Origin of the sequence: Collimonas humicola (assembly GCF_018304945.1) — a bacterium.
In the GTDB taxonomy this organism is placed as follows: domain Bacteria; phylum Pseudomonadota; class Gammaproteobacteria; order Burkholderiales; family Burkholderiaceae_D; genus Collimonas; species Collimonas humicola.
The window spans coordinates 188,845-210,350 of sequence record NZ_JAGQEE010000006.1; the positions used below are offsets into that span (position 1 = coordinate 188,845).

General features: G+C 53.6%; 19 protein-coding genes, 1 tRNA gene and 1 pseudogene. 12 read left to right on the forward strand and 9 right to left on the reverse strand.

Annotated elements, in window-relative coordinates:
• Positions 1-261: 261 nt before the first annotated feature.
• From KHU30_RS18310 to KHU30_RS18350, 9 genes are all read left to right on the forward strand, one after another.
• Positions 262-1,515: a PDDEXK family nuclease gene (locus tag KHU30_RS18310; RefSeq protein ID WP_211444056.1), complete on the forward strand. Its 1,254-nt coding sequence runs from the start codon at positions 262-264 to the stop codon at positions 1,513-1,515.
• A gap of 600 nt (positions 1,516-2,115) precedes the next feature.
• A complete protein-coding gene (locus KHU30_RS18315; protein WP_211444057.1) occupies positions 2,116-2,820 on the forward strand; it encodes a hypothetical protein in 705 nt (234 codons plus the stop codon).
• Between the two features lie 437 nt (positions 2,821-3,257).
• Positions 3,258-5,732 carry a type VI secretion system Vgr family protein gene (locus KHU30_RS18320; RefSeq protein WP_211444058.1) on the forward strand — a complete coding sequence of 825 codons (2,475 nt, stop codon included), beginning with the start codon at positions 3,258-3,260 and terminating at the stop codon, positions 5,730-5,732.
• Between the two features lie 2 nt (positions 5,733-5,734).
• Positions 5,735-6,520 (forward strand): DUF4123 domain-containing protein, encoded by a 786-nt coding sequence (locus KHU30_RS18325; protein ID WP_211444059.1) that lies wholly within the window; start codon positions 5,735-5,737, stop codon positions 6,518-6,520.
• 15 nt (positions 6,521-6,535) lie between these two features.
• On the forward strand, positions 6,536-7,081 hold the full coding sequence (locus tag KHU30_RS25245) for a DUF3304 domain-containing protein (RefSeq protein ID WP_211444060.1): 546 nt from the start codon (positions 6,536-6,538) through the stop codon (positions 7,079-7,081).
• Positions 7,082-7,083: 2 nt separating this feature from the next.
• Positions 7,084-8,829, forward strand: coding sequence for a T6SS phospholipase effector Tle1-like catalytic domain-containing protein (locus KHU30_RS18335; protein WP_211444061.1), 1,746 nt, complete (start codon positions 7,084-7,086; stop codon positions 8,827-8,829).
• A gap of 11 nt (positions 8,830-8,840) precedes the next feature.
• Positions 8,841-9,098 carry a PAAR domain-containing protein gene (locus KHU30_RS18340; RefSeq protein WP_062112478.1) on the forward strand — a complete coding sequence of 86 codons (258 nt, stop codon included), beginning with the start codon at positions 8,841-8,843 and terminating at the stop codon, positions 9,096-9,098.
• An 11-nt stretch (positions 9,099-9,109) separates the two neighbouring features.
• Positions 9,110-9,364 (forward strand): hypothetical protein, encoded by a 255-nt coding sequence (locus KHU30_RS18345; RefSeq protein WP_211444062.1) that lies wholly within the window; start codon positions 9,110-9,112, stop codon positions 9,362-9,364.
• A 268-nt stretch (positions 9,365-9,632) separates the two neighbouring features.
• Positions 9,633-10,505: a DUF6216 family protein gene (locus KHU30_RS18350; RefSeq protein ID WP_211444063.1), complete on the forward strand. Its 873-nt coding sequence runs from the start codon at positions 9,633-9,635 to the stop codon at positions 10,503-10,505.
• Here the strand turns inward: KHU30_RS18350 and KHU30_RS18355 are convergent.
• The 3 genes and pseudogenes from KHU30_RS18355 to KHU30_RS18365 form a co-directional block, all read right to left on the reverse strand.
• A complete protein-coding gene (locus tag KHU30_RS18355) occupies positions 10,485-10,694 on the reverse strand; it encodes a hypothetical protein (protein ID WP_211444064.1) in 210 nt (69 codons plus the stop codon). The two genes, KHU30_RS18350 and KHU30_RS18355, sit on opposite strands and share 21 nt — an antisense overlap.
• The gene (locus tag KHU30_RS18360; RefSeq protein WP_211444065.1) at positions 10,691-11,761 is read right to left on the reverse strand and encodes a phage portal protein; all 1,071 of its coding nucleotides are present in this window, start codon (positions 11,759-11,761) and stop codon (positions 10,691-10,693) included. Before KHU30_RS18360 ends, KHU30_RS18355 begins: the two co-directional genes overlap by 4 nt.
• Positions 11,758-12,347 (reverse strand): annotated as a pseudogene (locus tag KHU30_RS18365) (phage terminase large subunit family protein); the annotation flags it as partial. The gene KHU30_RS18360 and the pseudogene KHU30_RS18365, both read right to left, overlap by 4 nt.
• Positions 12,348-12,375: 28 nt before the next feature.
• Here KHU30_RS18365 and KHU30_RS18370 point away from each other — a divergent pair.
• Both KHU30_RS18370 and KHU30_RS18375 read left to right on the forward strand, forming a co-directional pair.
• Positions 12,376-12,573, forward strand: coding sequence for a hypothetical protein (locus tag KHU30_RS18370; protein ID WP_211444066.1), 198 nt, complete (start codon positions 12,376-12,378; stop codon positions 12,571-12,573).
• Positions 12,570-12,836, forward strand: coding sequence for a hypothetical protein (locus KHU30_RS18375; protein ID WP_211444067.1), 267 nt, complete (start codon positions 12,570-12,572; stop codon positions 12,834-12,836). Before KHU30_RS18370 ends, KHU30_RS18375 begins: the two co-directional genes overlap by 4 nt.
• Before the next feature lie 20 nt (positions 12,837-12,856).
• On the opposite strand, the gene KHU30_RS18380 is transcribed toward KHU30_RS18375, so the two are convergent.
• Positions 12,857-13,864, reverse strand: coding sequence for a site-specific integrase (locus tag KHU30_RS18380; RefSeq protein WP_211444068.1), 1,008 nt, complete (start codon positions 13,862-13,864; stop codon positions 12,857-12,859).
• A 108-nt stretch (positions 13,865-13,972) separates the two neighbouring features.
• Between KHU30_RS18380 and KHU30_RS18385 the strand changes: the two genes are divergently transcribed.
• A tRNA-Arg gene (locus KHU30_RS18385) sits at positions 13,973-14,047 on the forward strand.
• 746 nt (positions 14,048-14,793) lie between these two features.
• Here KHU30_RS18385 and KHU30_RS18390 read toward each other — a convergent pair.
• From KHU30_RS18390 to KHU30_RS18410, 5 genes are all read right to left on the reverse strand, one after another.
• Positions 14,794-16,218 (reverse strand): Dyp-type peroxidase, encoded by a 1,425-nt coding sequence (locus KHU30_RS18390; RefSeq protein WP_211444069.1) that lies wholly within the window; start codon positions 16,216-16,218, stop codon positions 14,794-14,796.
• 99 nt (positions 16,219-16,317) lie between these two features.
• Positions 16,318-16,767, reverse strand: a complete 450-nt coding sequence (locus KHU30_RS18395; protein WP_211444070.1) for a hypothetical protein — start codon at positions 16,765-16,767, stop codon at positions 16,318-16,320.
• A gap of 538 nt (positions 16,768-17,305) precedes the next feature.
• Complete coding sequence (locus KHU30_RS18400; protein WP_211444071.1) at positions 17,306-18,685, reverse strand: winged helix-turn-helix domain-containing protein; 1,380 nt, start codon at positions 18,683-18,685, stop codon at positions 17,306-17,308.
• Positions 18,686-19,084: 399 nt separating this feature from the next.
• A complete protein-coding gene (locus tag KHU30_RS18405) occupies positions 19,085-20,554 on the reverse strand; it encodes an N-acyl-D-amino-acid deacylase family protein (RefSeq protein ID WP_230427453.1) in 1,470 nt (489 codons plus the stop codon).
• A complete protein-coding gene (locus tag KHU30_RS18410; RefSeq protein ID WP_211444072.1) occupies positions 20,551-21,453 on the reverse strand; it encodes a MurR/RpiR family transcriptional regulator in 903 nt (300 codons plus the stop codon). Before KHU30_RS18410 ends, KHU30_RS18405 begins: the two co-directional genes overlap by 4 nt.
• Positions 21,454-21,506: the final 53 nt, after the last annotated feature.

Below are 21,506 nucleotides of genomic sequence, written 5' to 3' on the forward strand. Positions count from 1 at the left end.
CACTGGCTCTGCGAGCCGCTCGTATCAATCCTGTATCAACCACTCCTCGATTAGCCCAAAATCAACAGTATGAGAAGTGCTTTGACGCTTCTTCGTTGCTTGTAAAAACAGCTGGCTTTTCACTCGTTGCGGCCGACAAAAACGATAACCAAGATCGGATACGTAAAGGTCTTTAGGCAGCGGAAGGTGGGGGGCTTTTGCGACCAGCGAAGGTTTCACTGCTATGCTGTTTCTAACTTTCGCACAATCAGGGGAAAACATATGGCGCTTTATGAGATTGCGGGGGAGAGCCTTATACCAATCACTCAAAGAACGTTCACGGAATTGGGGCTGCAGGAACGCGCCAACATCCAAAAGGCAGTGCGCACGCATATCGCCGCCATCACGCCGGGAGTGAAGACAATGGTTCTGGCAGAGGAGTTTGGCGACTGGGTCGGCGCCAACAGGAGAATCGACCTGCTCTGCCTAGACGAAGAAGCCCGGTTGGTAGTCGTTGAGCTCAAGCGCGAGGACGGCGCCCACATGGAGTTGCAGGCCTTGCGGTATGCCGCGATGGTTTCCACGATGCGGTTCGAGCAAGCTGTGGAGGCACATCGTAAATATCTGAAATCCATTGGGTCGATGGAGAACCCGGAGCAGGTGGTCCGGGAGTTCCTGGAGCGGGAGGAAGGGCCAGTGGCTTTGTCGGAGACGGTACGGATCGTGTTGGCAGCATCCGATTTCCCGCAAGAGCTAACCACTGCTGTTTTGTGGCTCAACAAACAAGGCTTGGATCTCCGGTGTGTACAGATGCGGCCGCACCTTGTTGACCAACGCATTTTGGTCGATATTCAACAAGTCATCCCGCTCCCCGAGGCAGAGCAGTATCAGGTTGCAGTTCGCGAGAAGTCGATGGAACAGGCCGCAGAACGCGCCACAGAGCGTGACCGGACGCGTTACGACCTGTCCATCGGAGATCTAGCCCTAACGAACCTACCCAAGCGCCGCCTGATCTACGAGATTGTGGCAGAGGCGCTGCGGCGTGGCGTTTCGCCCAGCCAGATTGTCGCAGCGGTGCCGTGGAAGGAAGGCACGATGTTCGTCTCGTCGGACGGGCAATTGGACGAGCAAGAGTTTCAAGTCGCGTGTGGAGGAAAGTCGTTGACCCGCTATTTCACAGCAGGTCAAGATCTCTTCCATGTCGACGGAAAAACCTATGCGTTCAGTACGCAATGGGGACTGCGGACGCTAGCGGCGATCGGCAACATCATTAGCCTCATGCCTGAGGGGGCGACGGTTAACTACTTACCGACGACGGAGGTGGTTGACGAGGTATCGTATGGCGAGCATGTCATTCGGCAGCGCGAAAATGGAACCATAGAGATAGAGTGGCACGGCGTGCCGGTCCAGCCCGTTAAACCAGTGTTGAGAGATTTGGCGCTGAAGTTGAACTTGGGGCAGCAGAACGGACGGGGAAACGACTTGAACACCCGCCAATTAGGCGCGCAGGTCATACGTGCAGTCAGGTCGCTTTGAAATCGCCGGATACCTACGGGCACTGCGCCATGGTGTAGTGGCCAATCTGCAATCCGCGCCTACAGCAATGTAAGTGAGCGAGCTATTTAAAATTATCTATAAGACAATAAATTCATGGCTTTTGCTGACTGTCACTAAAATAAAGTACCCCCTCGGGAAAACCATAACCTTTATAATTTTTTTTGGAAAACGGCTAAAAACCCTTACGGTATAAGGCTTTGTAAGATTCAGAAAACTATAACCTTGGCATAACTAGGTTATAAAGTTAAAGATAATTTCTATAAAAATAAATAACTATATAAATCAATGACTTAAAGTCTGGTTATGTCTGAGGTTATCAAAAGTTATAGTTCAACCATAACCACCTAAGTCTATATAAATCAATGACTTGCTGAGCATAAAATCGCTAGGTTATAAAGGTTATGCTTTCCCCGAGGGCACACCAAAAATCACTTTCTATTGCGCCCAATATCTTCCTGCCTGGTTGCATACTCGGTACTCATTGAAACAGAGTTTGAAGCTGGACCGTTTTGTATGTGCCTTCTGAGGCAATGGTATCTTTCGTTGTATTAATTGAATATTTGACTCCAATCCCTACCAATGAACAAACGGCTCCTTTCACTTGGTTTTTTAGCATTTGCTTTTATTTTAATATTGCTAACTGTGGGAATAGCTGTCGGAATTCGATATAACTTAAGTAAATCTGATTGGGCTGCATGGGTGCAAGCGATAGGTTCTATCGGTGCAATTCTTGCGGCAGTTGGGGTTGTCCAGTATCAGCACAGACAGCAAGCTCGCCTCGCGCTTGAAGCGAAACGTATAGAACGTCGAGTGCGTTTGAATACGCTTATGGCGATATTCACGGCAATTGGTCAAATTGTCGACGACTGCGCCAGCAAGGTCCATGAAGAAAATATAGCGTGGTGGATGCAGGCAGAGCGCTTGAAAGAAGCAAAGATGCTGCTGAGTTCAATTCCTCTTTTTGAATTACCTGATCATGGGGTGGTGCTGAGGTTCTCAGAAATCTCAGAAGCATTGCAAGGAGCCAAAGCGATGGCTGACGCTTTAAGCATTAAGCGTAGTCCAGAGGTCAGGGAAAAAATACAGAAAATGATTAGCCTAACGTCTGTAATTTGCAGACGTGGCATTACCGATATTACATTGTTGTTGGTCGAATGTAGCACGCGCGACGAAATCGACAGTGATATGGCGTCCTATGAACAAATAGAAGAAAACGCAAAAGTAGCTGATGATATTTGGGAAAAATTACAATCCAAAAAAAGACTGATTCCGAGCCTGTCATAAAACCTACTGCTTAGTCGCCGCGACAATAAATTTAGGGGCGTGTGCTTTCGAGCATACAAAATCTCATTTCCTCCCATTCCAGGTGCGTCATTTTGCGTCGCTTTTTTTCGGCGCACTATGGTCCTCAGACGGAAGGTTCCCCCTATGTGCGTCACTTCCAAAAATTTGAGTCAAAACCATCCAATTTAGCGGGCAGGCGTGGCAGAGGGATGACTGCGCGTCGGGCCTCAAAACAATGGTAATATATTATCTATGAGGCAATGTTGTTGAATATCAATGTTGACACAATCGTTTGCAGTTGCTCATGAGCTATAGATGTAGGATTGAACGCTAGGCAACTGTTCCCTCGGCAACAGACAAGCAGCGCCCCAGTATGGGCATGGCAAAGCCATGCCACTCACTTCACGACGAAACGTTACACATTACAGGAAGCATGCATGGCCAATGCAATTCGAACACTGCAGAGCCTGATTGATGGCAGACAAAACAAACGTATCTTGCGGGTATCCTTCGTCAACAACGACGGTCCGCGGGCTGAGCTGCTAATTAATAAGCTTGAAGCGGTCGAAGGTTTAAGCCGGGACTTTTCTTATAAGATCGAATTGCTGTCAGACGACGCGCTGATACCCCTCAAGGAACTGCACGGGAAATTGCTGTGTGTGGAGTTAGTACGCGGTGACGGGACAATGCGCTGCTTCACGGGCTACATCCATACGGTGCGGCTCAAACGTACAGATGGCAGCATCGCCTTCTATGAAGCGACGCTGGGGCCGTGGCTCCATTTCCTGACGGCGCGCAAAGATAACTACATTTTCCACAATAAATCGCTGCACGATCAGGCGGAGCAGATATTTTCAGGCTATGGGGCTCTCGCCGTATGGGATTCCAAGTTGCGCGACACCGACCCGGTGATGACCGATGCGTTTCTTTGCAACGAGTCGCAGCATAACTATCTGCACCGTCGCTGGGAATACTTGGGCTGGCACTATTGGTACGAACACAGCGACAAGGGTCACCAGCTGGTGCTGTCAGACCGATCCACCGATGCCGCGCCGATTGACGGCCGGCCAGAAATTCCATTTCAACGCCATGCCGGCGCGATTGAAGAAGACGCTATCGGCAATTGGTCGCCGGTTCGGCAATTCATCGCGTCGACTGCCACGCTGACTGGCTACGATTTCAAGGACCCGCGCACGAAAGAAGCCAGCACTCCCACCGTCAACAAGCAGGACACGGTGCCGCCGGTGGAATCCTACGAATACGCCGGCGCCTATGGCTTTGTCGATCAGCAGGATGGTGAGCGCATCAGCAAGATACGCATGGAGGAAATCGAGGTCCCTGGCAAATACTTCGAGGGCAGTGGCAATAATCGTTTTGCCATGCCAGGACGCTGGTTCCGTCTGACAGGCCATTTTTCGGAAAATCAGTCGGGCAGTGGCGATGAACAGGATCACGAATTCTTGATCGTCAGCGTGACGCATCATGCGACCAATAACTATCTACAAGACGCAGACGTGATTGCCGACTATAGCAACACCTTGGTGTGCATTCGCAAAAAAACTCCATGGCGGCCAGGCCGCGGCTACAACAGCCAAGACACCAAAGACTTCAGTATTCAGACCGCCACGGTCGTTGGCCCGAAAAATGAAAACCTGCATGTGGATCAATATGGACGCGTGAAGGTGATGTTCCATTGGGACCGGGTCGGGAAAAATGACGAAAATTGTTCTGCCTGGATTCGCGTTGCAAGCGGCTGGTCGGGCGCGCAACAAGGCTTCGTCGCCATACCGCGCATTGGTCAGTCCGTGATTGTGCAGAAACTCGACGGCAATTGCGACCGTCCGATCATTACTGGATCAGTGGTCAACCAGGTCAACATGCCGGCCTGGGCATTGCCGACACAACAGGCGCTGAGTGGCATGCGCAGCCGGGAACTGGCGCCGAATGGTGGCAACTCGCCAGGGGGGCGTAGTGGGCATGTGGTTTTTGACGACTCCAACGGTAAGATACAAACGCAGGTAAGGAGCGATCACCAAAATTCGACGCTTTCTCTCGGCTACATTACGCGCATCGAAGACAATGCAGGGCGTAAGGACGAACGGGGTGAAGGGTTCGATTTACGTACTGACGCGCACGGAGTGGTGAGATCTGGCATGGGCATGTTGCTCACCACGGAGGCCAGGCCGGGGGCGAAAGGCCACGCAAAGGACATGTCTGAAACGGTCCAGCGCTTGACAAAGGCACGCGATACGCAGGAAACCGTGGCAGACCTCGCCCAGCAGCAAGGCGTGCAAGACAAGGGGCAGGATCAAAGCGATGTTAGCAAGGTCTTAAAAGCACAAAATGACGCAATTAAAGGCACGTCTGGGGGCAATGGCTTCCCGGAGCTGTCTGAGCCGCACCTGGTCGTTGCCAGTGCTGCTGGCATCGCTACGACTGCAGTAGCCAGCACGCACGTCGCCAGCGGCGAACACATTGCATTGACGGCCGGTGAACATCTATCGATTGCGACCGGCAAATCGCTGTTCGCCAGCATTCTGGAAAAGTGCTACATCTTCGTCCATAAACTGGATCTGGTACTGGCGACGGCTACCGGCAAAATTCGCATCGAATCCCAGCACAACAACATCGATATCATCGCGCAAAAAGTCATCGAGATGATTAGCACCGAGGATTGGCTGAGATTCAAAGCTAAAAAGGGCGTTAGCTTCAACGTGGGCGGCTCCGAGTACACCATCACACCAGACGGTCACCGCTGGTTCACGCCAGGCGTTGTTGAGCATCATGCGGCCAACCATGACACGTTCGGGCCGCAAAGCAAATCTGTCGACATGCCAACATTCCCCACCAGCGAATGTATTCCGTGCATGTTGAAAGCGGCTAAACAGGCTAGCCCTGTCACAAGGCTGTAAACATGATGCGAGATTATTTCTTGATCGACGGGGCGCTGGTATACGAGACGCTGTGCGCACATTCTGTCTTTGTTGATACAGCCGCGAGCTGGTACGCATGTCTGATGCCAGGAGAGGAGCGCCGGCTGGCTGGTCCCATACTGATCGATATGGCTTTGCTCGATGCTGCAGGCGCTGCAGCGCAATCCGCTGTTGCTGAGATGATGAAGGCCTTCCCTGGAAAGCTGCATTGTTCCGCGCTCCAAAGCGGCTCCGACCTCATCGCCCTGGCGAAGCATCTGCAACGCTTCACTTGCTTCTATGATGAAAATTTTCTGTTACTCGGTTTCCGTTTTGCGGACACACGGATATTGGCGTATTTGCCAAGGGTTCTAACGCCGCAGCAGTGGGGCGAAATGACTAGCCTGGTAGGTCGGTGGGTGTTTCTTGATCGGCGTGGTGAGGAGGTCGTTCTGGCGCTTCCGGATGGCCGGGAAAGCCTGGTGCCCGAGAACAAGCAATTTAAGTTGAGTAGTGAGCAGTTGGAGGTCCTGATCGATGCAGCCGAACCAGATATGCTACTTGACCTGATCAAGAACGGCCCGCGGGAGACAAAAAATCATCTATATGATGATTGGAATTTGGCTCAAAACTGCGTGAGCACATGGCGGCAAAGCGGTTCAAGAAACCGCGAAGTGTTGTTGCAGTTCGCAAAGAAAATATTTAGTTCAAACGGTCGGGCATTGCAGAAGCGGGACTGGGTATCGTTTCTGACACGTGCGACGCCGCAAGATGTTGTGAATTCTTAACTCAAGGAATGCATAGTGAAGAAAAGTAATCTTAGATCCGTTTTATTCCGCTGGCTGTTACCAGCACTGCTAGCCTTGCAGTTGAGCGCTTGTGCTAGTGCTGGGTCCGATGGATTGGCGCCTGAAGGCCAAATTCCAGTATCGATATCTGCGGTGGCCCACTATGGAAAAGGAATTGGCATTTCTGAGTTTTACGTAAATGGCAGAATGAGCGGACATCAATATTCAGGCTGGGGAAGTAGTGGTGAATCATGCTGCATGAACATCCCATGGACATCGGGTAAGCCGTCGATGACGGTAACCGTGAGATGGAAAACCTATCGCACCACATTCAAGGAAGAGCGCTGGCATGAGGCTACCGTTCCTGTCCATTTTGCGGTTCCCCCAGGAGACGGTGATGGCTTGAAAGTTCACTTTATGCCCGGGCATCGTGTTGAAGTGTGGTACGCCCGTGAAGGGACCGGAAGTCCTAACTATCCTGGGCCTGCATATCCGGTCGCACCAGCTCCTGACTATGTTCCACTTGCTGACGAAGCGCCAGCACCTGTGCAGGGAAAATAAAAATGACCAATGCAAAATCTTGTCTGGAGCCAGCTCAGGTAACTTGTCCGCCGGCCTTGCCACTTGAATGTGGATCACATTGCGATTTTAATTTAAACATCGGTATTTTTTTTGACGGCACCGATAACAATATGGAGCGTGACGCACCGTCTCTTTCCCAGAGCAATGTCGCTCGATTGTTTGGCGCCTATAAAGATGAATGGGCAGAAGGTTTTTTCGCGCATTACATTGAGGGTGTCGGCACACCATCACCTGGAAAATTCGGTACATCTGGTGGGGATCCTCGCGAGTCTGCGGCAGGCAAGGGAGGGGAGCCGCGCATCATATGGGGATTGTTGCAGGTATTGAATTCGGTCCATCGTTTTGTGAATCACAATAGAACGATGTTCGATGATAAGCAAATGCAAGTTCTTTGTACCGACCGGTGGGTGAAGCCAGAAGATCCTAATGAGTGGCCACGTCCGAGTACACCGAAAGAAGATGAAATACTCGAGGCATTGGGCCTGCAATCTGGTCTGGTGGATCACGAAAAAAACAGAAGTACATTTTTAAAAGAATGTGCTAACAAGCTCAGTCGGCAGCTCAAGACGCCAGAAACCTTGCCCCGTGTAGCTGGCGTCTATATAGATATATTTGGATTTTCTAGGGGCTCTGCACAGGCGCGGGTTTTTACCAATTGGTTGCACGAGTATTTTCTGATCGACGGCAAGTTGTTCGGTATTCCCTCTTTCGTTCGTATGCTGGGGCTGATGGATACAGTTGCATCGGTTGGGATAACTAATGCCAACAACGGCGAGGGTCATTGGAGTTGGGCTACGCCGGAGAATTTGCAGATCCATCCAGCTGTTAAGAACTGTGTCCATTATGTGGCGCTACATGAATTCCGCACTGTGTTCCCGTCGGATAGCATTTGCCGTGACAATACCTTACCTCCCAATTGTCATGAGCATTATTACCCGGGCGCGCATAGTGATGTTGGTGGTGGATATCCGCCAGGATGTCAAGGCAAGGCCGTGCAAATCAATTACGCGGCAGGCGGTTCTGGAACTGTGACGCCGACCGCGGACGATAGTAAGAAGCTCGCGCAACTGCCACTCAACGATATGTATCTGGCTGCTAGAAAGACCTGTGAATTTCATTCCCTCGGTCAAGCTTGGCTGGAGGTAACCCCGCAGGGTAAAGATGACCAGAATCCATTGATTGCGCAGTTTGCTCTAGATCCGCAAGTTCGTTCTTCTGTCGAAAGTTATTTTGCTAGTTGCGGCATCGGAAACGATCTCACAGTTGATGCGCAATTGCGTCAGCATGGTTTGTTGTATCTGACCTGGCGCTACCAGGTGAATAAGGCAAATTACTTTCAACAACTCACTAGTGTGAAATATGCGAGTACCGTTGATGCTCACGGCTTGACATACTATAAGCGAGGGCAAGAGGTGTTTGCTAAACAGATTGAGTTAATTCCACGTGTGTTTCCAAGCGCGGAAGAGAAAGGCGCGCGTGCCGGCTATAACCGACACGCCAATGAGATCTATCGAATAATCGTCAAAAAGGATTTACCTCCAGCTGTCGGCGGGTTCTATGACGCTTATGTGCACGATTCCTATGCCGCATTCATCGAAAAATTGGGTGGCGAACTGATGCGTGGCATCGTTGAAGGTGAGGGTTATTTACGTTATCGGGGCGTGTATCGCGGTAGCGATACGCGACTCAACGCAATGGCAAATGCGCCGAAGCAGAACTACGCGTAACCAGGGAAAGCATGAAAAATTCGCAAAATCACGGCGTCATCAGGCTGGGCGATAAAACCAGCCACGGCGGCGTTGTCATCACCGCCCTGGACGGTTCCAAGGCTCTGGGTATTCCGGTGGCTGGTGAAACCTGCATGACGCATTGTCCGCAGTGCAAAGGTGATTTTGAGATTTTGCCCACTGGTAGCGGAAAGCGGCATGCCGGTAAGTGGCTTGCCTATCACGACGATCTGACCGCCTGCGGGGCGACGCTCATTTCTTCTATCTAAGGTTTCACCGCATGACTGAATTTAGCAAGAAGTTGTTTTTGAACGATCTGGACCCTGCGCTGCCTCCTGAGAACGGTGAGACAAATTTGTATCAAACAACTACAGGTTATCTGGTGAGTCACGGTCCTGCTGGGGTGCTGCTAGAAGCTGCAGACGGATTTAGCCTGGAGACGACTCCGGACGGCGTGCAGGAAGTGACTATGACGGCGGGCTGTGAGCTTATTTTTTCTGATACTGCCGTCATTGTCGGTGATGAGCAGTGGTGAGCTGGTGATCTAACGATTAGAACGTTGCATTTCGATGGTGGCGGCAGACTGACCATCATGACGGATGACGCGATGACAGTGTGTGAAATGCAAAGTCATCGCTTGCATGTTGTTGTCGATCCTGAGGGCAGGTCCGCAACAATCACCGGGAGCAGAACGGATTAGCGCTGCTATCGTCCAGCACGCCGTAATGCGGCCTGTTCTTTCTGATAGTTATCGCGGCAATCCACATTTCAAAACAAATGAAAAGCAACCGGAGGGTTAGGTAATGGAGTTTCAAGGTGTATTTACTTGGATTACAGGGTTATTTAGTCAGTTGGGACTATCAGGCACCGTAGTGATTTCATGTCTTTTACCTATAGCGCTGCTGATTTTTGCCTGTTATCGAGCCAGATCGAGTCATTTTTTGTATGCGCGGCTTTGGTTACTACTGCATGGAAAACGTCAATTTCTTGATAAAGAATTGAATGATTTTTTTGAAAGAAGAGATTCGCTTATGCGATTCAGGTTTTTGACAGGCATGCCTTTGCGTACCTTGCCAATTGTTAAAAGCGTAACGGTATGGGCTGATCAGCAAGATGTTGAGATAGGGGAAATATCGGCATGCGATCACTATTTTGACCCGAAAACTCTGACTATCGACAAGAAAATATTGCCGTCTGAATGGGGAACGGCTTGGAGAGCAATTTTATTTGCGGTTCTTGGCTATACGGCCCTTTTTGCTATTGTGCTCGCCTGCGCTGGCAAAGTTTTATTGCAATTTAATGAGGGCGGTCAGCGTTGGTTTTATTATCATGCGGACGCCGTGATAGAGCCGATTTCCAATAAGGTTCGGTTCAACCTAGACGATTGTGATGCCAACGAGACGAAGATTATCAAACTCTCGAAATGGTCTAAGGAGGATGTGAAATTAGCATGCGACGTACTTAAAGCACCAAAACAAGATCAAGAAAAAGCATTCAATTCCTTGCTGTCTCAACAGCGTTGGGGCATGGGAGCGATTGGTGCGTTTCTCTTGATATTTTCTTGGCTTTCCTGGCAGATGTTTTGGCGAGTAAGGTGTGCGCGGAAGTTGTCCTCTCGCCTTGAAGCAAAGAGGAAAGCTAGCGAAGTGACGAAATCAACGTCCGGCACGCCTTAGCGCAGCCTGCTCTTTCTGATAGTCATCGCGGCAACCCACATTGCAAAATAGCAGCGCGTGCGCGATGGCTTCATCACAAAAATGGCAACGGCCGTCACTTTCCAGCATAGGCTGCCTTCTGACATGTGCCATGGCGTTATGCACGTCTTTCTCAATGCGCCAGATGGCACGGTCTGCGATGTCGCTCATTGCTTGTTTCCCTCTCCTGTCAGTAATTCGTATTCATTAAATTTCACTACCTCGACGCCTAGCCAATCGTTGAGCGCCATGAACTGTGACTGCAGCGGCACCAGCTCGTTGCGGGCAAATACCCGGGCCGCAGGTTCAATCGCGCCGAAGCCACCTGCATTGTTTGGCATGATTCCCATCAGCTGGGGCGGTACGCGGTGGCCGGCCAGCACGTCGTCGCGGGTGACGCTCTTGATATTAAAAAACTCATCCTTAGCGGCGACATCCGACACCGGCAGGATCTGGATCCCGTCCTTATGGCCGTTCGGCGCGTACATGAACAGATTGCGGAAATTGCCCGGTCCCTTGCTGTTGCGCATGGCTTCACGCAGGTTGTCGACATCCTTGATATTGGCCGCGGCGTCGGTCATGTAGAACACGAAGCCGGCGTGGGAGCCGTTCTTGTAATACCTGCGCCGGAACAGGGTGGCGGCCTCGTTCAGCCAGGCCGACTGCAGTGCGCTTAAATATTGCGGCACGCCGTAGACCTCCTGGTTCAGATCCGGGTCCATCAAATGGAAAACGGATCCCTTGTCGAAGGCATATTCCTGCTGCCATCCCGACACAAAATAGTAGGTGTCCAGATCCTTGCCGCGCCGCATGTACTTCGCCAGGGAGTGTTTCAGCTGCAGGGGCAGGCCGCTGCGGCTGGCGCGCTTTTCCAGATAGCCGTTGCCGAAGGTCAGGAAATCCAGCGCAAAGCGTTTAAAGGCGTCCCGGGACAGAAATTTGTGCGGAATGAAGGTCGAGGCCAGGATGTTGATCTTGAAATAAATGGCGCTGCTGTGATGGACGCTGGCGTGAAACGATTTCGAGAGACCTGCCAGGCTGATCGGCGGCTCGTACCACTTGCCATTGAGCCAGCACTCGAAGCAATCAAGCACCTCGCTCTGATCGAGTACCGGCGTCGGTTCGCCAAAGGTAAATGCCTGCATGCCGCTGCCGGCGCTTGGCGCCGGTACAGGTTCTGCCGGCGCCGTGTATGTCGCGGCACGTTGCACGGCGCGCCGTTGCTGCTTTCTGGTCATGATGTGTACAACTCCATAAAGGATTGGGTGTTCTCGTTGGCGCCCTCGAATGGTTCGTGATCGAGGGCATGCATGCAGGCCCACGCCAGGTCGGCGTGGCCGGTTTCATCGGTGCGGCCGGCATCATAGGTCACCTGCCGCCCGCTGGTAGTCAGGGTTTTGCGGATGGTCATGAAGGACTGCGCAATGTCGGTCCAGCCGGCGTCGAACTCCAGCCGCGCCTTGTTGACGATGTTTTGCGCCTTCAGCACCATGCGGGTTTTGACTTCCGCCGAATAATTGATCGCCGTCACCAGCGGAAAGAACTGCTTGACTAGCGGATACACACCGACGCCCATGCCGGTGGTGTCGATGCCGATATAGGCGACGTTGTAGCGGGCCGTCATCTCCTTGATGGCCTTGGCCTGTGCCTCGAAGTCGATGCCGCGCCACTGGAAGCGTTCCAGAATGCGGAATTTGCCGCCGGCGACCAGGGGCGGCGCAATCACCACGCAGCCGGCGCTGTCGCTGGTCAGTGACGGGTCGTAGCCGATCCAGACCGGCCGGTCGCCGAAGGGCGGCTGGCAAACAGTTTGTAGTCGTCCCAGCTGATCGCGGTCAACCTGAACCACTTTGTGCAGATTGCCGCCGAGCGCCGCCAGCAGATCCCGGTGATCGGTGATCTCAAGAAGGTGCTGCGCACCAGCCGCCGGCGCAAGTTCATGGAGGTGCGGGTGGTCAATAGCCAGATCCGTGCCCGAGACAACCCCTTGGGGAGTAAATCAATGATGTGCTGGGTATTTCAAAACGACAAGCAAGGGAATCAAGCATGAGTCTAATTACTCAAGCATTTATCGTTGAGCGGTTTGGCCTGCGGCTAAATGTCGAACAATTGGCGGGGCTTTTGGGTATAACGAAAGGAGCGCTTTATAACCAGTTGAGCGCCGGAACGTGCCCAGTAAAAACCTATATAGACGGCGGCAAGCGCTGGGCCGATTACCGGGATGTTGCCGAGCACTTGGACGAGTGCTCGGAATTTAGCCGGATGAAGAACGAAAAAGCCGCGATATTTTCTTCGCGGCTTTTTTTCGGATGAAGAATTCTGAGGGAAGCCGTTTATTCGGGGACCTTCTTTTCTCGGTGGAGATCCACTGGCTTGAGATTGGTGTACCGCCGTAGATGACGCCAGTCTTTATGGCCTGTTACCAGCGATACCTGTTGTATTTCGTAGCCTTCTTCAAACAGTCGCGACGTGCCTTCATGCCGCAGGTCATGGAAATGCAGATCTGGAATGCCGAGATCTTCGCAAGCTTCCTTGAAATATTTGGATACGGTCTGTTCGTGCACAGGGAATATACGGTCGTTATCCCGTGACTGCCGTTGCACAATATTCCATGCATCGCCAAGAAGCGGCACCCATTGATCATTTCCTTGTTTCTTGCGCGGATCTTTCCTATCACGCACCAAGATCAACTTCTTTTCTGAGTCCAGATCTGTCCAGCACAATTTGACAATTTCGCCCCGCCGCATTGCGGTAGCGATCGCAAATCTGACGAGGTCGCTGTATGGCTGCTTAAGTTGATCCAGTAGGCCAATTATTTCATCCTCCGTTGGTCGGCGTTCCCGCTTGCCGCCACCACCAATTAGCCCCAGGTGGTTGAGAAGGGGGCGAGCCTGGCCAGTGACGTCAGGGAGTGCTATTTTGAGGAACGACCCGGCATAGCGCATCACAGTGCCAAGTTTGCTTAGTTCCATATTGATCGTGTATGGGCCTGCACCTTCTTCCTTTCTCATTTGGCAATATGAAACCAGATCCTGGGTGGAAAGCGCTCCTGCGCGCTTGTCGCCCAGGCCATCTGCCAGGCGTCGCAGCATGTAATGTTCGTTGGCGGTGTCCGCGATAGGGCGGGACTGATCCCGGAGCTCTCGATACGCTTGTATCACTTCATTAACACGAAGTACCCCAGGCTCTGCTACAATTTCGCCGCGGTCGATCTCGGCTTCGCGTTGTCGTGCCCATGCTTCGGCTTGGGCTTTGGTCTGGAATGTCTTGCACAATCCTTTATGACCTTTGCGACGTATAAGCGCACGCCAAGAAACGCCGATTTTTACTATGCTTGCCATGTATCACTCTCTATATCACTTTGTATCACTGACAGTCTGATACACGATTATATCGAATGAGTGCTTCATAGGAGGAATAGCTAAAATATCAATGGAAATATATCCAATCTCGCCATAGTTCAATGGATAGAACGAGTGCCTCCTAAGCGCTAGATACAGGTCCGATTCCTGTTGGCGGGACCAAGTCCCTTTTTCGAAATCTCCAATAGTCAGCCGTAAGCCACGTATTTAAAGGCTTTTCGGCGATTCTTCCCCTTTCGCTATCCCCACGAAAACCCGTAATATCCCGCGTTTTGCTGTTACCATTTTCGAAAATATTGCGAAATGGCATCATTTAAAAATATGGGAACGTTTGGCGTGTTCAGCTCTACGTCCAAGGTCAGCGTGATTCGAGTACCTCCACTTCAACTTGTGGCCAAGACCTGTCCTTCTTTGCTCGCCACAGATTGCCGGTGCCAAAGTCCGTCGGCGCAACTGCCTCGCTACGATAGATTTCTCGCAGGACACCTGTGGCGTAATCGACTGAGTTGTACTTGTAGTTATTCATTTGCTTATCTAGAGCCTGTTAACAATTAATTTGGGAATGCGAACGCGCGGCAGACGTTGCGTGCCTAGGCGCGGCGACGCGAGGTAGCGGTGCTACGGCAAGAAGCCGCAACAACGACGTGCGATGCCTGCAGCCGTTCCCGGAGGGTTCAAGCACAAAAAGTGTGCTGGCCGCGTTGCATGGCTTGCTGGGGCTTCAGCCCCAGCTACGTCACGCGCCTTGCCAGCACACTTTTGGCTTGAACGCATCTCCCGAATTAATTGTTAACAGGCCCTAGTGCTGATGCGGTTTTTTTGTTTTATACCGTCTTTCATTATCTATTTACATCTCTCCCCTTATCGACGCCTTTGTTGGCGGAAAACACAAACCATCGCCCACATGCTTACCTTGTGGAAGGCAACTGCGCCAAATAACGCAGGCCGGTGATGCTGGGGAAGAAGCAGTAGACGCCGCCGCGCGTGGTAATCGTGCGGGGAAAGTTTTTCATCAATTTGTTGTTGGAACCGCGCGGGCCTACCTCGGCCAGGGTGAACGAACTGTTCGCGGGATCATTTACGCCCAGGAACACGTCCTCGCCGCTGATGTTATAGACCGCGTTGCCGTCATTTGAGCCGCCTGGCCCGGTGGCCGCTTTCACGAACAGGTGTGTCAGATTCCATTCGCTGGTGAGAAATTCGAACTGGTTGTGGATGCTGGCGTTGATAAAGTAGCCGGTCAGGCCGCGCTGCGCGTCGACGGGTTGCAGTGGATCGTAAGACGGCCCGTAGGGCATGGCGCGCCGTACAATCCGATGGTGGGTGCTGTCGGTTCCGTTCACTGCGCCGTTGCGCGGGTTGTTGCGGCGGATATGCGAACCTATCGGGCAAATCAGGCCCAGGGTGTCATCGCTCGGCGCTACGCCGGTGACGTAGTTGAAATTGTTCAATTTCGATGGCGGCAGGAGTTCGCCCGGCGCGTCTGGCGTCAGCTCCAGAGGGTTGCCGTTACGCCAGCGCCCGCATATCTTGGCAGCCAGCATTTCCGTGTCAAGTCCGGTTTCCTCGGCATGCTCGGCGAGCATGGCATCGAACCCGGCGACGTCCTGCTCCAGGATGCGAAACGCCGCGTAGCTGCTGTTGATTGACAACTCGGGCGGCGATACCTTGTAGACGCCTCCCAGTTCGTTCTGGTAGCCAAGCAGAAATTCTCCGGTCTTGACCGCCGGCTGATCGTCTGGCGCCTCGCGCTTGGTCGCCGGAGCGCCAATCACGGTCGGCTGGGCAATGCTGTCGCGATAGCCGAAATGGACTTTGTTGTCTGGCAGGGCATGCGCATCCTGCGCGTACAGCTCAGCCATGCAGCCTTTAAATGCGGCGCGCAACGTGACCGATACCGATTCCAATACCGACGCGGATTCCGTCACCCACAAGCTCAACAGTATGTGCACCTTGGCGCCGTCCTGCAATCCGCTTATCCAATTTTGCGGCGCACTGGAGCCGACGTCGCCGACTGCCTGTGCGCTGACCGAACTGGTCGCGCCAAGCTGGAAGGACGCATCAAATGTGGCGAGTTGCTCGGCGTTGAGGCCGAGTTTGGCCAGACCCGGGCAGGTGAAGCTGATGTTGAGAAAGCACGGCGGCTTGGGCTGGATGTGTCTGGCCGTGGTGATTTTTGGCAGGCCGCCGCTGCCGTCCACCAGCGCGCCTATCAATTTCCCTGCGGCCTGCGGATTGGTGATGGACAGGACGAAATGGCGCGCCAGATCGACGCGATAGCCGCGCAGGATGGTGCCTTGTACGTCGTCGTAATCGATTACAGGATCGGCCATGCTATCGCTCCCGGCGTTGAAGTCAGGTTGGGTGACGCATGAGAACGGCCGTCAGGCCGGATCTCATCTCTCATGCGAGCAGTATGAAAATGGCAAAAATCAGAAGGCGGCGAGGATCTGTTGCACGGTTTGCGGATAAGCGGAATACAGCGAGACATTTGGCGCGTGTTGCGAAGCATCGTTGGCGGTAATGAAAGCCTGGAATGCGGCGACATTATTGGCGACCGGGATCAGCGCGGCGCCGCCGACGACAAGTGACAGCAGTTGATCGAACACGGGACCCAGTTGGGCGACGAAATCGCTGATATAGGCATTGAAATTGCCGTCGTACTCGGTGACGACGCCGATCAGCAAGGAGTTGGAGGGCGCACTGGTGGGCTGCAGATTGGCTTGAGAGCGATCCAGCAGCAGAAAGCGGGCAAAGTGGACGGTACCGATGCCGTTGAGGGCATCGTCGATTTTTTTACTATTGCCTTCCAGGGCGGCGGCAATCGTCATCAGGCTGGTTCCCGGGATGACGGGCATCATCAGTGTAAGTGGGCTGGTCATGTGAATTCCTTTTTCAGTTGTGAGTGGGAATAGCAACGAGGGTGCGCCAAAAAGACCAAAAATTGATGTGCAGCTGAAACAACAAAACCGCAGAGCGGCGACCAGTGTTTCCAGAGCCGTTGTCGATCTGCGGATACCGTTGAAGCCTCAAGTGACTGCGTTGAAATCGTCGACGGTGAGCGACGGTAGCATGCATTGGACATGCATCTCAACCTGTCAACAGTGAGAGTGGACAACTGGAAAATACATTGAATAAATCAAACTGCACGACAGCCGCCGAAGTTTCATAGGAACCTGATCCTTGCACCCTCCGGGAACGGCTGCAGGCATCGCATGCCGCTGTTGCGGCTTCTTGCGGTAGCATCGCTACGTCGCGTCGCCGCACCTAGGCACGCAACACCTGCCGCGCGTTCGCATTCCCAAATTAAATGTTAACAGGCCCTAGTTTTCTTGATTGATGAAACGCCTGGAGGATTCAGAACTTTAGATCAGTATTAATTGCATCACGAGAAACGTCATATTCGGCTTGCCGCTAAATTTATTTTTTGGGCATTCGGGAAAATACTTTCTCATGCACCCAAGGATAGTCAGGATGTTGTTTCAACGCCGTACATTCTGGAACGTTGAGTGAAAAAGGCAAGACGCCAAATCCGGTTTCAGCAGCAGCCTTCACTTTTATCATCGCCTCGTCAAGCATTCCCATGGCAATTAATGCCGCCAGATGTATCCCATGGGCACTGCTATGTTTTTCAATGACTTCTAGCGCCCCTGCATGATCACCGCAACGCGCCAGTATGTATGCTACGGCCCTGGAGGTGAGGGAGTGCGCATAGCGATTTTTTTGTACGAAATGACGTGCGGCATGAGCGATTTCCGGTTGCGGATCCACCCAGGCTAGCGTGTAGAGTAGGGCCACATAAGCCGAAGGACTATCTGGATGGGATAAATATGCGCTTCGTGCTTGCGCGAGTACTTCGGCTGGATCCATGTTTGCGCAAGCGCAGGCACGTACTAGTCCAATGGCGATATTCGGCGAGAATGGATTGAGTTGAGCGGCAGAGCGCATAGCGTCGACGGCCGCGGACGATGCGGTATATATTAGATGCCAACCATAACGATAATAGACGACATCATCGTCGGGAAACATTTGCAACGCTTGTTGGTGCGCAACCCTTGCCTCATCGAAATGCCACTTGCAATCAAGAAGGTAACCTCTCTGTGATTGCAGGCCTTGCAAATATGGCTCGGCATCTTGAACGATTTTTAATTGATCAAGAGCATCATCGATTTGTGAACGCTGTATATTCCCATCGAAAAATGCCCTCTCGGCTATGTATTGTGCCAACAACAGCTTGGCCACCATATAGTCGGGGGCCTTGGCGATGACATTTTTGAGTATTGATTCAGCTTGGGAAAAGGCATCCAGCGAACGAGGTTCAAGTAATTGTCGGGCGTGAATGCAAGCCTCAATTAACGCGGCATGGGGTTTTGCCGCATCAGATTTGCGGGAATTGACCATCGCCGGCACAGCTGCCAATCGCCGTACCTTATCCGACAAGACCGCCAGACGATAACCTTGGCCATAAAGGGCGTCAATCTCCACGACGCCAAGACTGGAGAGAGCTCGGCGCAGCTGCGTGATGCATCGGGCCAGACTTTCATCTGACATACGCCCAGCCCAGACATCTTTTGAAAAGACTTCCTTGGAAACGACTTTCGGCCAAGCGTTTAACAATAAACGGAAAGCCCCGCGCTCCTTGGGTGGCAAAAAAAGCAGTGAGTTCTTGTAAGAAACAAAACCATCCCGGTCTATATCGAACCCGGCGGAGACAGGATCTATATCGGCAAGTGTACCCGATGAATTATGCATTTCAGTAACCCCAAAAATCATGCGATTTTTGCAATCATCGACAACCAAATTTACATCGTAGATATTTTATTGACTATTCAATGTTGATTGTTACATTTCGCTGTGAAATTTGCATGATGGCTGGACTTCCCTCGAGATCCAGGGGCAGCGAGATTCAGGTACGTTCGCCACCAAGGCCCAAGCGACAGCGTGGGCGGCAATGCGCGACACTGAACTGCGCACGGACAAGGCAAGCGGTCTCGTAAAAGGAAAGACCTGTGAAGACGCATTCCGCCGCTACGAAAAGGAAGTGTCGCCTACCAAACGCGGTAAGGAATGGGAAGGGAAGCGGCTACTCCTGTCCGATCAGGTGCCGACTCATCGCTCGTGCAGGGCGCTGGAGAAAATCGGCGCGACTTTCTCGCACAAGACTATCCCTGAAGCCGGAAAAGGCCTGGCCTGGTGTACTCAATCAGCGCAGCCGTCGCGGCTTAGGAAGCGGCCGGCGCGCTGCGCGGCGACGCCTGTGCTTGCCTCATAGGATAGCTGTCCATTCACCATCACCAGCGCGATGCCGTCCGCTGTCTGCAGCGGCGCTTCGAAGGTCGCCCTGTCCTGGATGCGGGCCGGATCGTATATCACGAGATCGGCGAATTTCCCTGGTGCGATAAGCCCGCGGTCGCGCAGGCGGAACTCGGCGGCCGGCAGGCCGGTCATGCGCCGTACCGCTTCTTCCAGCGAAAACAGCTTCAGGTCGCGCGCATAGTGGCCCAGCACGCGCGGGAACGTGCCCCACAGGCGCGGATGGGGATGCTGATCGTGCGGCAAGCCATCGGAGCCGATCATCGTATGCGGATAGGCGAGCACGCGCTGGACGTCTTCTTCGCACATCTGGAAATAACACCCGCCGCCCGGCTGCAGCTGGTCGCAGGCTTGCTTCTGGGTACAGCGCCATTCAGCCGCAATCGCCCCCAGATAGCGCCCGGTCATCTCAGGATGCGGTTCCGACCAGGTCACCATGATGTCGGTGATGCCGTCGACGTAATTGCTGTCGAGGACGGTCGAGCCGGCGATATAGGGGTAGGCATCCAGGGCCACTTGCTGCCCGCGCCGGGCGTCGTCGATTTTTGCCAGCGTCTCGACGGTGCGGCCCCAGTTGGCATGGCCGGCGCATTTGTGATGCGACAAGATGACAGGAATATCCGCCCGGCGTCCGGTGACGAATGCTTCCTCCATGGCGTCCAGGATATCTTCGAACTCGCTGCGCATGTGGGTCGCATAAATGCCGCCGGCCTTGGCGGCAATCGTCGCCAGGATGACCACTTCATCGATGGTTGCCGCTGAATTGGTCGGATAGTAAAGGCCGGTGCTGAAGCCTGTGGCGCCGGCTGCCATGGCTTCTTCCAGCAGGGCGCACATGGCCAGCAGTTCCGCGCCGCTGGTCTCGCCGTAGGGATTCGCCATGGCCGCGACCCGCAGTGTCGAATGCCCGACCAGCGCGGCGACATTGACGGCGGGGGCAGCCTTTTTGAGCGCTGCGACATAGGCGCGCATGGTCGGATAGACGTGCTTGTCGGTGCCGCCCAGCAGGTTCAGCGGCGATGGCACATTGGCATGGACCAGCGGCGCCAGGCTGATGCCGCAGTTGCCGATGACAACTGTGGTCACGCCCTGGCTGATCTTCGGCAGCATCTCGGGCGCCGACAACAGCGCCTGGTCGTCGTGTGTGTGGGCGTCGATGAAACCGGGCGAGACGGCCTGGCCGCTTGCCTGGTAGACGGTGGCACCGTCGCTTGGCAGGTTCACGCCGATTTCAGCAATGCGGTCTCCCTGTACCCTGATATCGGCCTGATAGCGTGGCTTGCCGCTGCCGTCGATGATGCTGCCGCCCTTGATCAGCAGGTGCTGGCTGGCGTTGACGGAGGTCGGTGTATTCATGGTGATGTTTTTTTCTGGGTCTTGCGCGGCGGGAAAACCTCCAGCCCGTGCGGGGAAAGGATGTCTTGCAGCCGCTTGAGCTGGCCGACACCGGCAGCCCCGCGGCGAAACGCCACACCGACGATGAGTACGTCGAGAATCGACAGGTGGGCGACGCAAGAATCGCTGCCGACATACACATTGACCGACGGCGGCAGGGAAAATGTCAGCGCCAGGTCGCAGGCGTTTGCCAGCAGTGTGTCGGGCTGGGTGATGGCGATCACCGTAGCACCTTGTTCGCGCGCGACCGCGACCGCTTCCAGCAAGGAAGGCATGCGTCCGAAATGCGACACAGCGATCACCACATCGCCGGCGCCGAGCGTTGCTGCCGAAAACAGTTGCATGTTGGCGTCGGTATAGGCATGGGCATTCAGTCCTAGCCGGAACAGCCGGCCTTGCGTATCAGATGCTATATAGCCAGAGGTAGTGCCGGCGCCGTAGCAATCCACCCTTGTCGCATTCGCCAGCGTTGCGATGGCCTGTTCGACCAGGGCAGGGGACAGCTGGCGCTCGACATCGAGCAGGATGTCAGCCGAACTATGCAAGACTTTGCCGATCAGTTCTGCCGCTGAATCGTCTGCCGTGACGGTGCGGTGCAGCGCCGAACTGCCCAGCGCGACTTGCTGCGCAATGCGCAGCTTGAAGTCGCGCAGGCCGCGGAAGCCCAGCGCCTGGCAGAAGCGCACGATGGTCGGATCGCTCACTTCAGAGCGCCGCGCGATCTCCGACACATGCGCCTGCATGGCCCATTCGGGATCGTTGAGGATGGTGGTAGCCACCCGCTGCTGGGCATCCGCCAGTTCCGGCAGGCGCGAGCGGATCAGGTTGAACAGGTCGGATGAGGTGTCGGAAAATGTCATGGTTTAAATGGTCCGGATAGCGGAAACGACGTCATTGCCGAGGTTGACCAAGG

Coding starts and splice junctions, on each gene's coding strand:
- KHU30_RS18390 (WP_211444069.1), bottom strand. CDS start 16,218: ATGGCCGATCCTGTAATCGATTACGACGACGTACAAGGCACCATCCTG.
- KHU30_RS18360 (WP_211444065.1), bottom strand. CDS start 11,761: ATGACCAGAAAGCAGCAACGGCGCGCCGTGCAACGTGCCGCGACATAC.
- KHU30_RS18375 (WP_211444067.1), top strand. CDS start 12,570: ATGAGTCTAATTACTCAAGCATTTATCGTTGAGCGGTTTGGCCTGCGG.
- KHU30_RS18310 (WP_211444056.1), top strand. CDS start 262: ATGGCGCTTTATGAGATTGCGGGGGAGAGCCTTATACCAATCACTCAA.
- KHU30_RS18380 (WP_211444068.1), bottom strand. CDS start 13,864: ATGGCAAGCATAGTAAAAATCGGCGTTTCTTGGCGTGCGCTTATACGT.
- KHU30_RS18320 (WP_211444058.1), top strand. CDS start 3,258: ATGGCCAATGCAATTCGAACACTGCAGAGCCTGATTGATGGCAGACAA.
- KHU30_RS18335 (WP_211444061.1), top strand. CDS start 7,084: ATGACCAATGCAAAATCTTGTCTGGAGCCAGCTCAGGTAACTTGTCCG.
- KHU30_RS18405 (WP_230427453.1), bottom strand. CDS start 20,554: ATGAATACACCGACCTCCGTCAACGCCAGCCAGCACCTGCTGATCAAG.
- KHU30_RS18410 (WP_211444072.1), bottom strand. CDS start 21,453: ATGACATTTTCCGACACCTCATCCGACCTGTTCAACCTGATCCGCTCG.
- KHU30_RS18315 (WP_211444057.1), top strand. CDS start 2,116: ATGAACAAACGGCTCCTTTCACTTGGTTTTTTAGCATTTGCTTTTATT.
- KHU30_RS18395 (WP_211444070.1), bottom strand. CDS start 16,767: ATGACCAGCCCACTTACACTGATGATGCCCGTCATCCCGGGAACCAGC.
- KHU30_RS18355 (WP_211444064.1), bottom strand. CDS start 10,694: ATGAGCGACATCGCAGACCGTGCCATCTGGCGCATTGAGAAAGACGTG.
- KHU30_RS18325 (WP_211444059.1), top strand. CDS start 5,735: ATGATGCGAGATTATTTCTTGATCGACGGGGCGCTGGTATACGAGACG.
- KHU30_RS18350 (WP_211444063.1), top strand. CDS start 9,633: ATGGAGTTTCAAGGTGTATTTACTTGGATTACAGGGTTATTTAGTCAG.
- KHU30_RS18340 (WP_062112478.1), top strand. CDS start 8,841: ATGAAAAATTCGCAAAATCACGGCGTCATCAGGCTGGGCGATAAAACC.
- KHU30_RS18345 (WP_211444062.1), top strand. CDS start 9,110: ATGACTGAATTTAGCAAGAAGTTGTTTTTGAACGATCTGGACCCTGCG.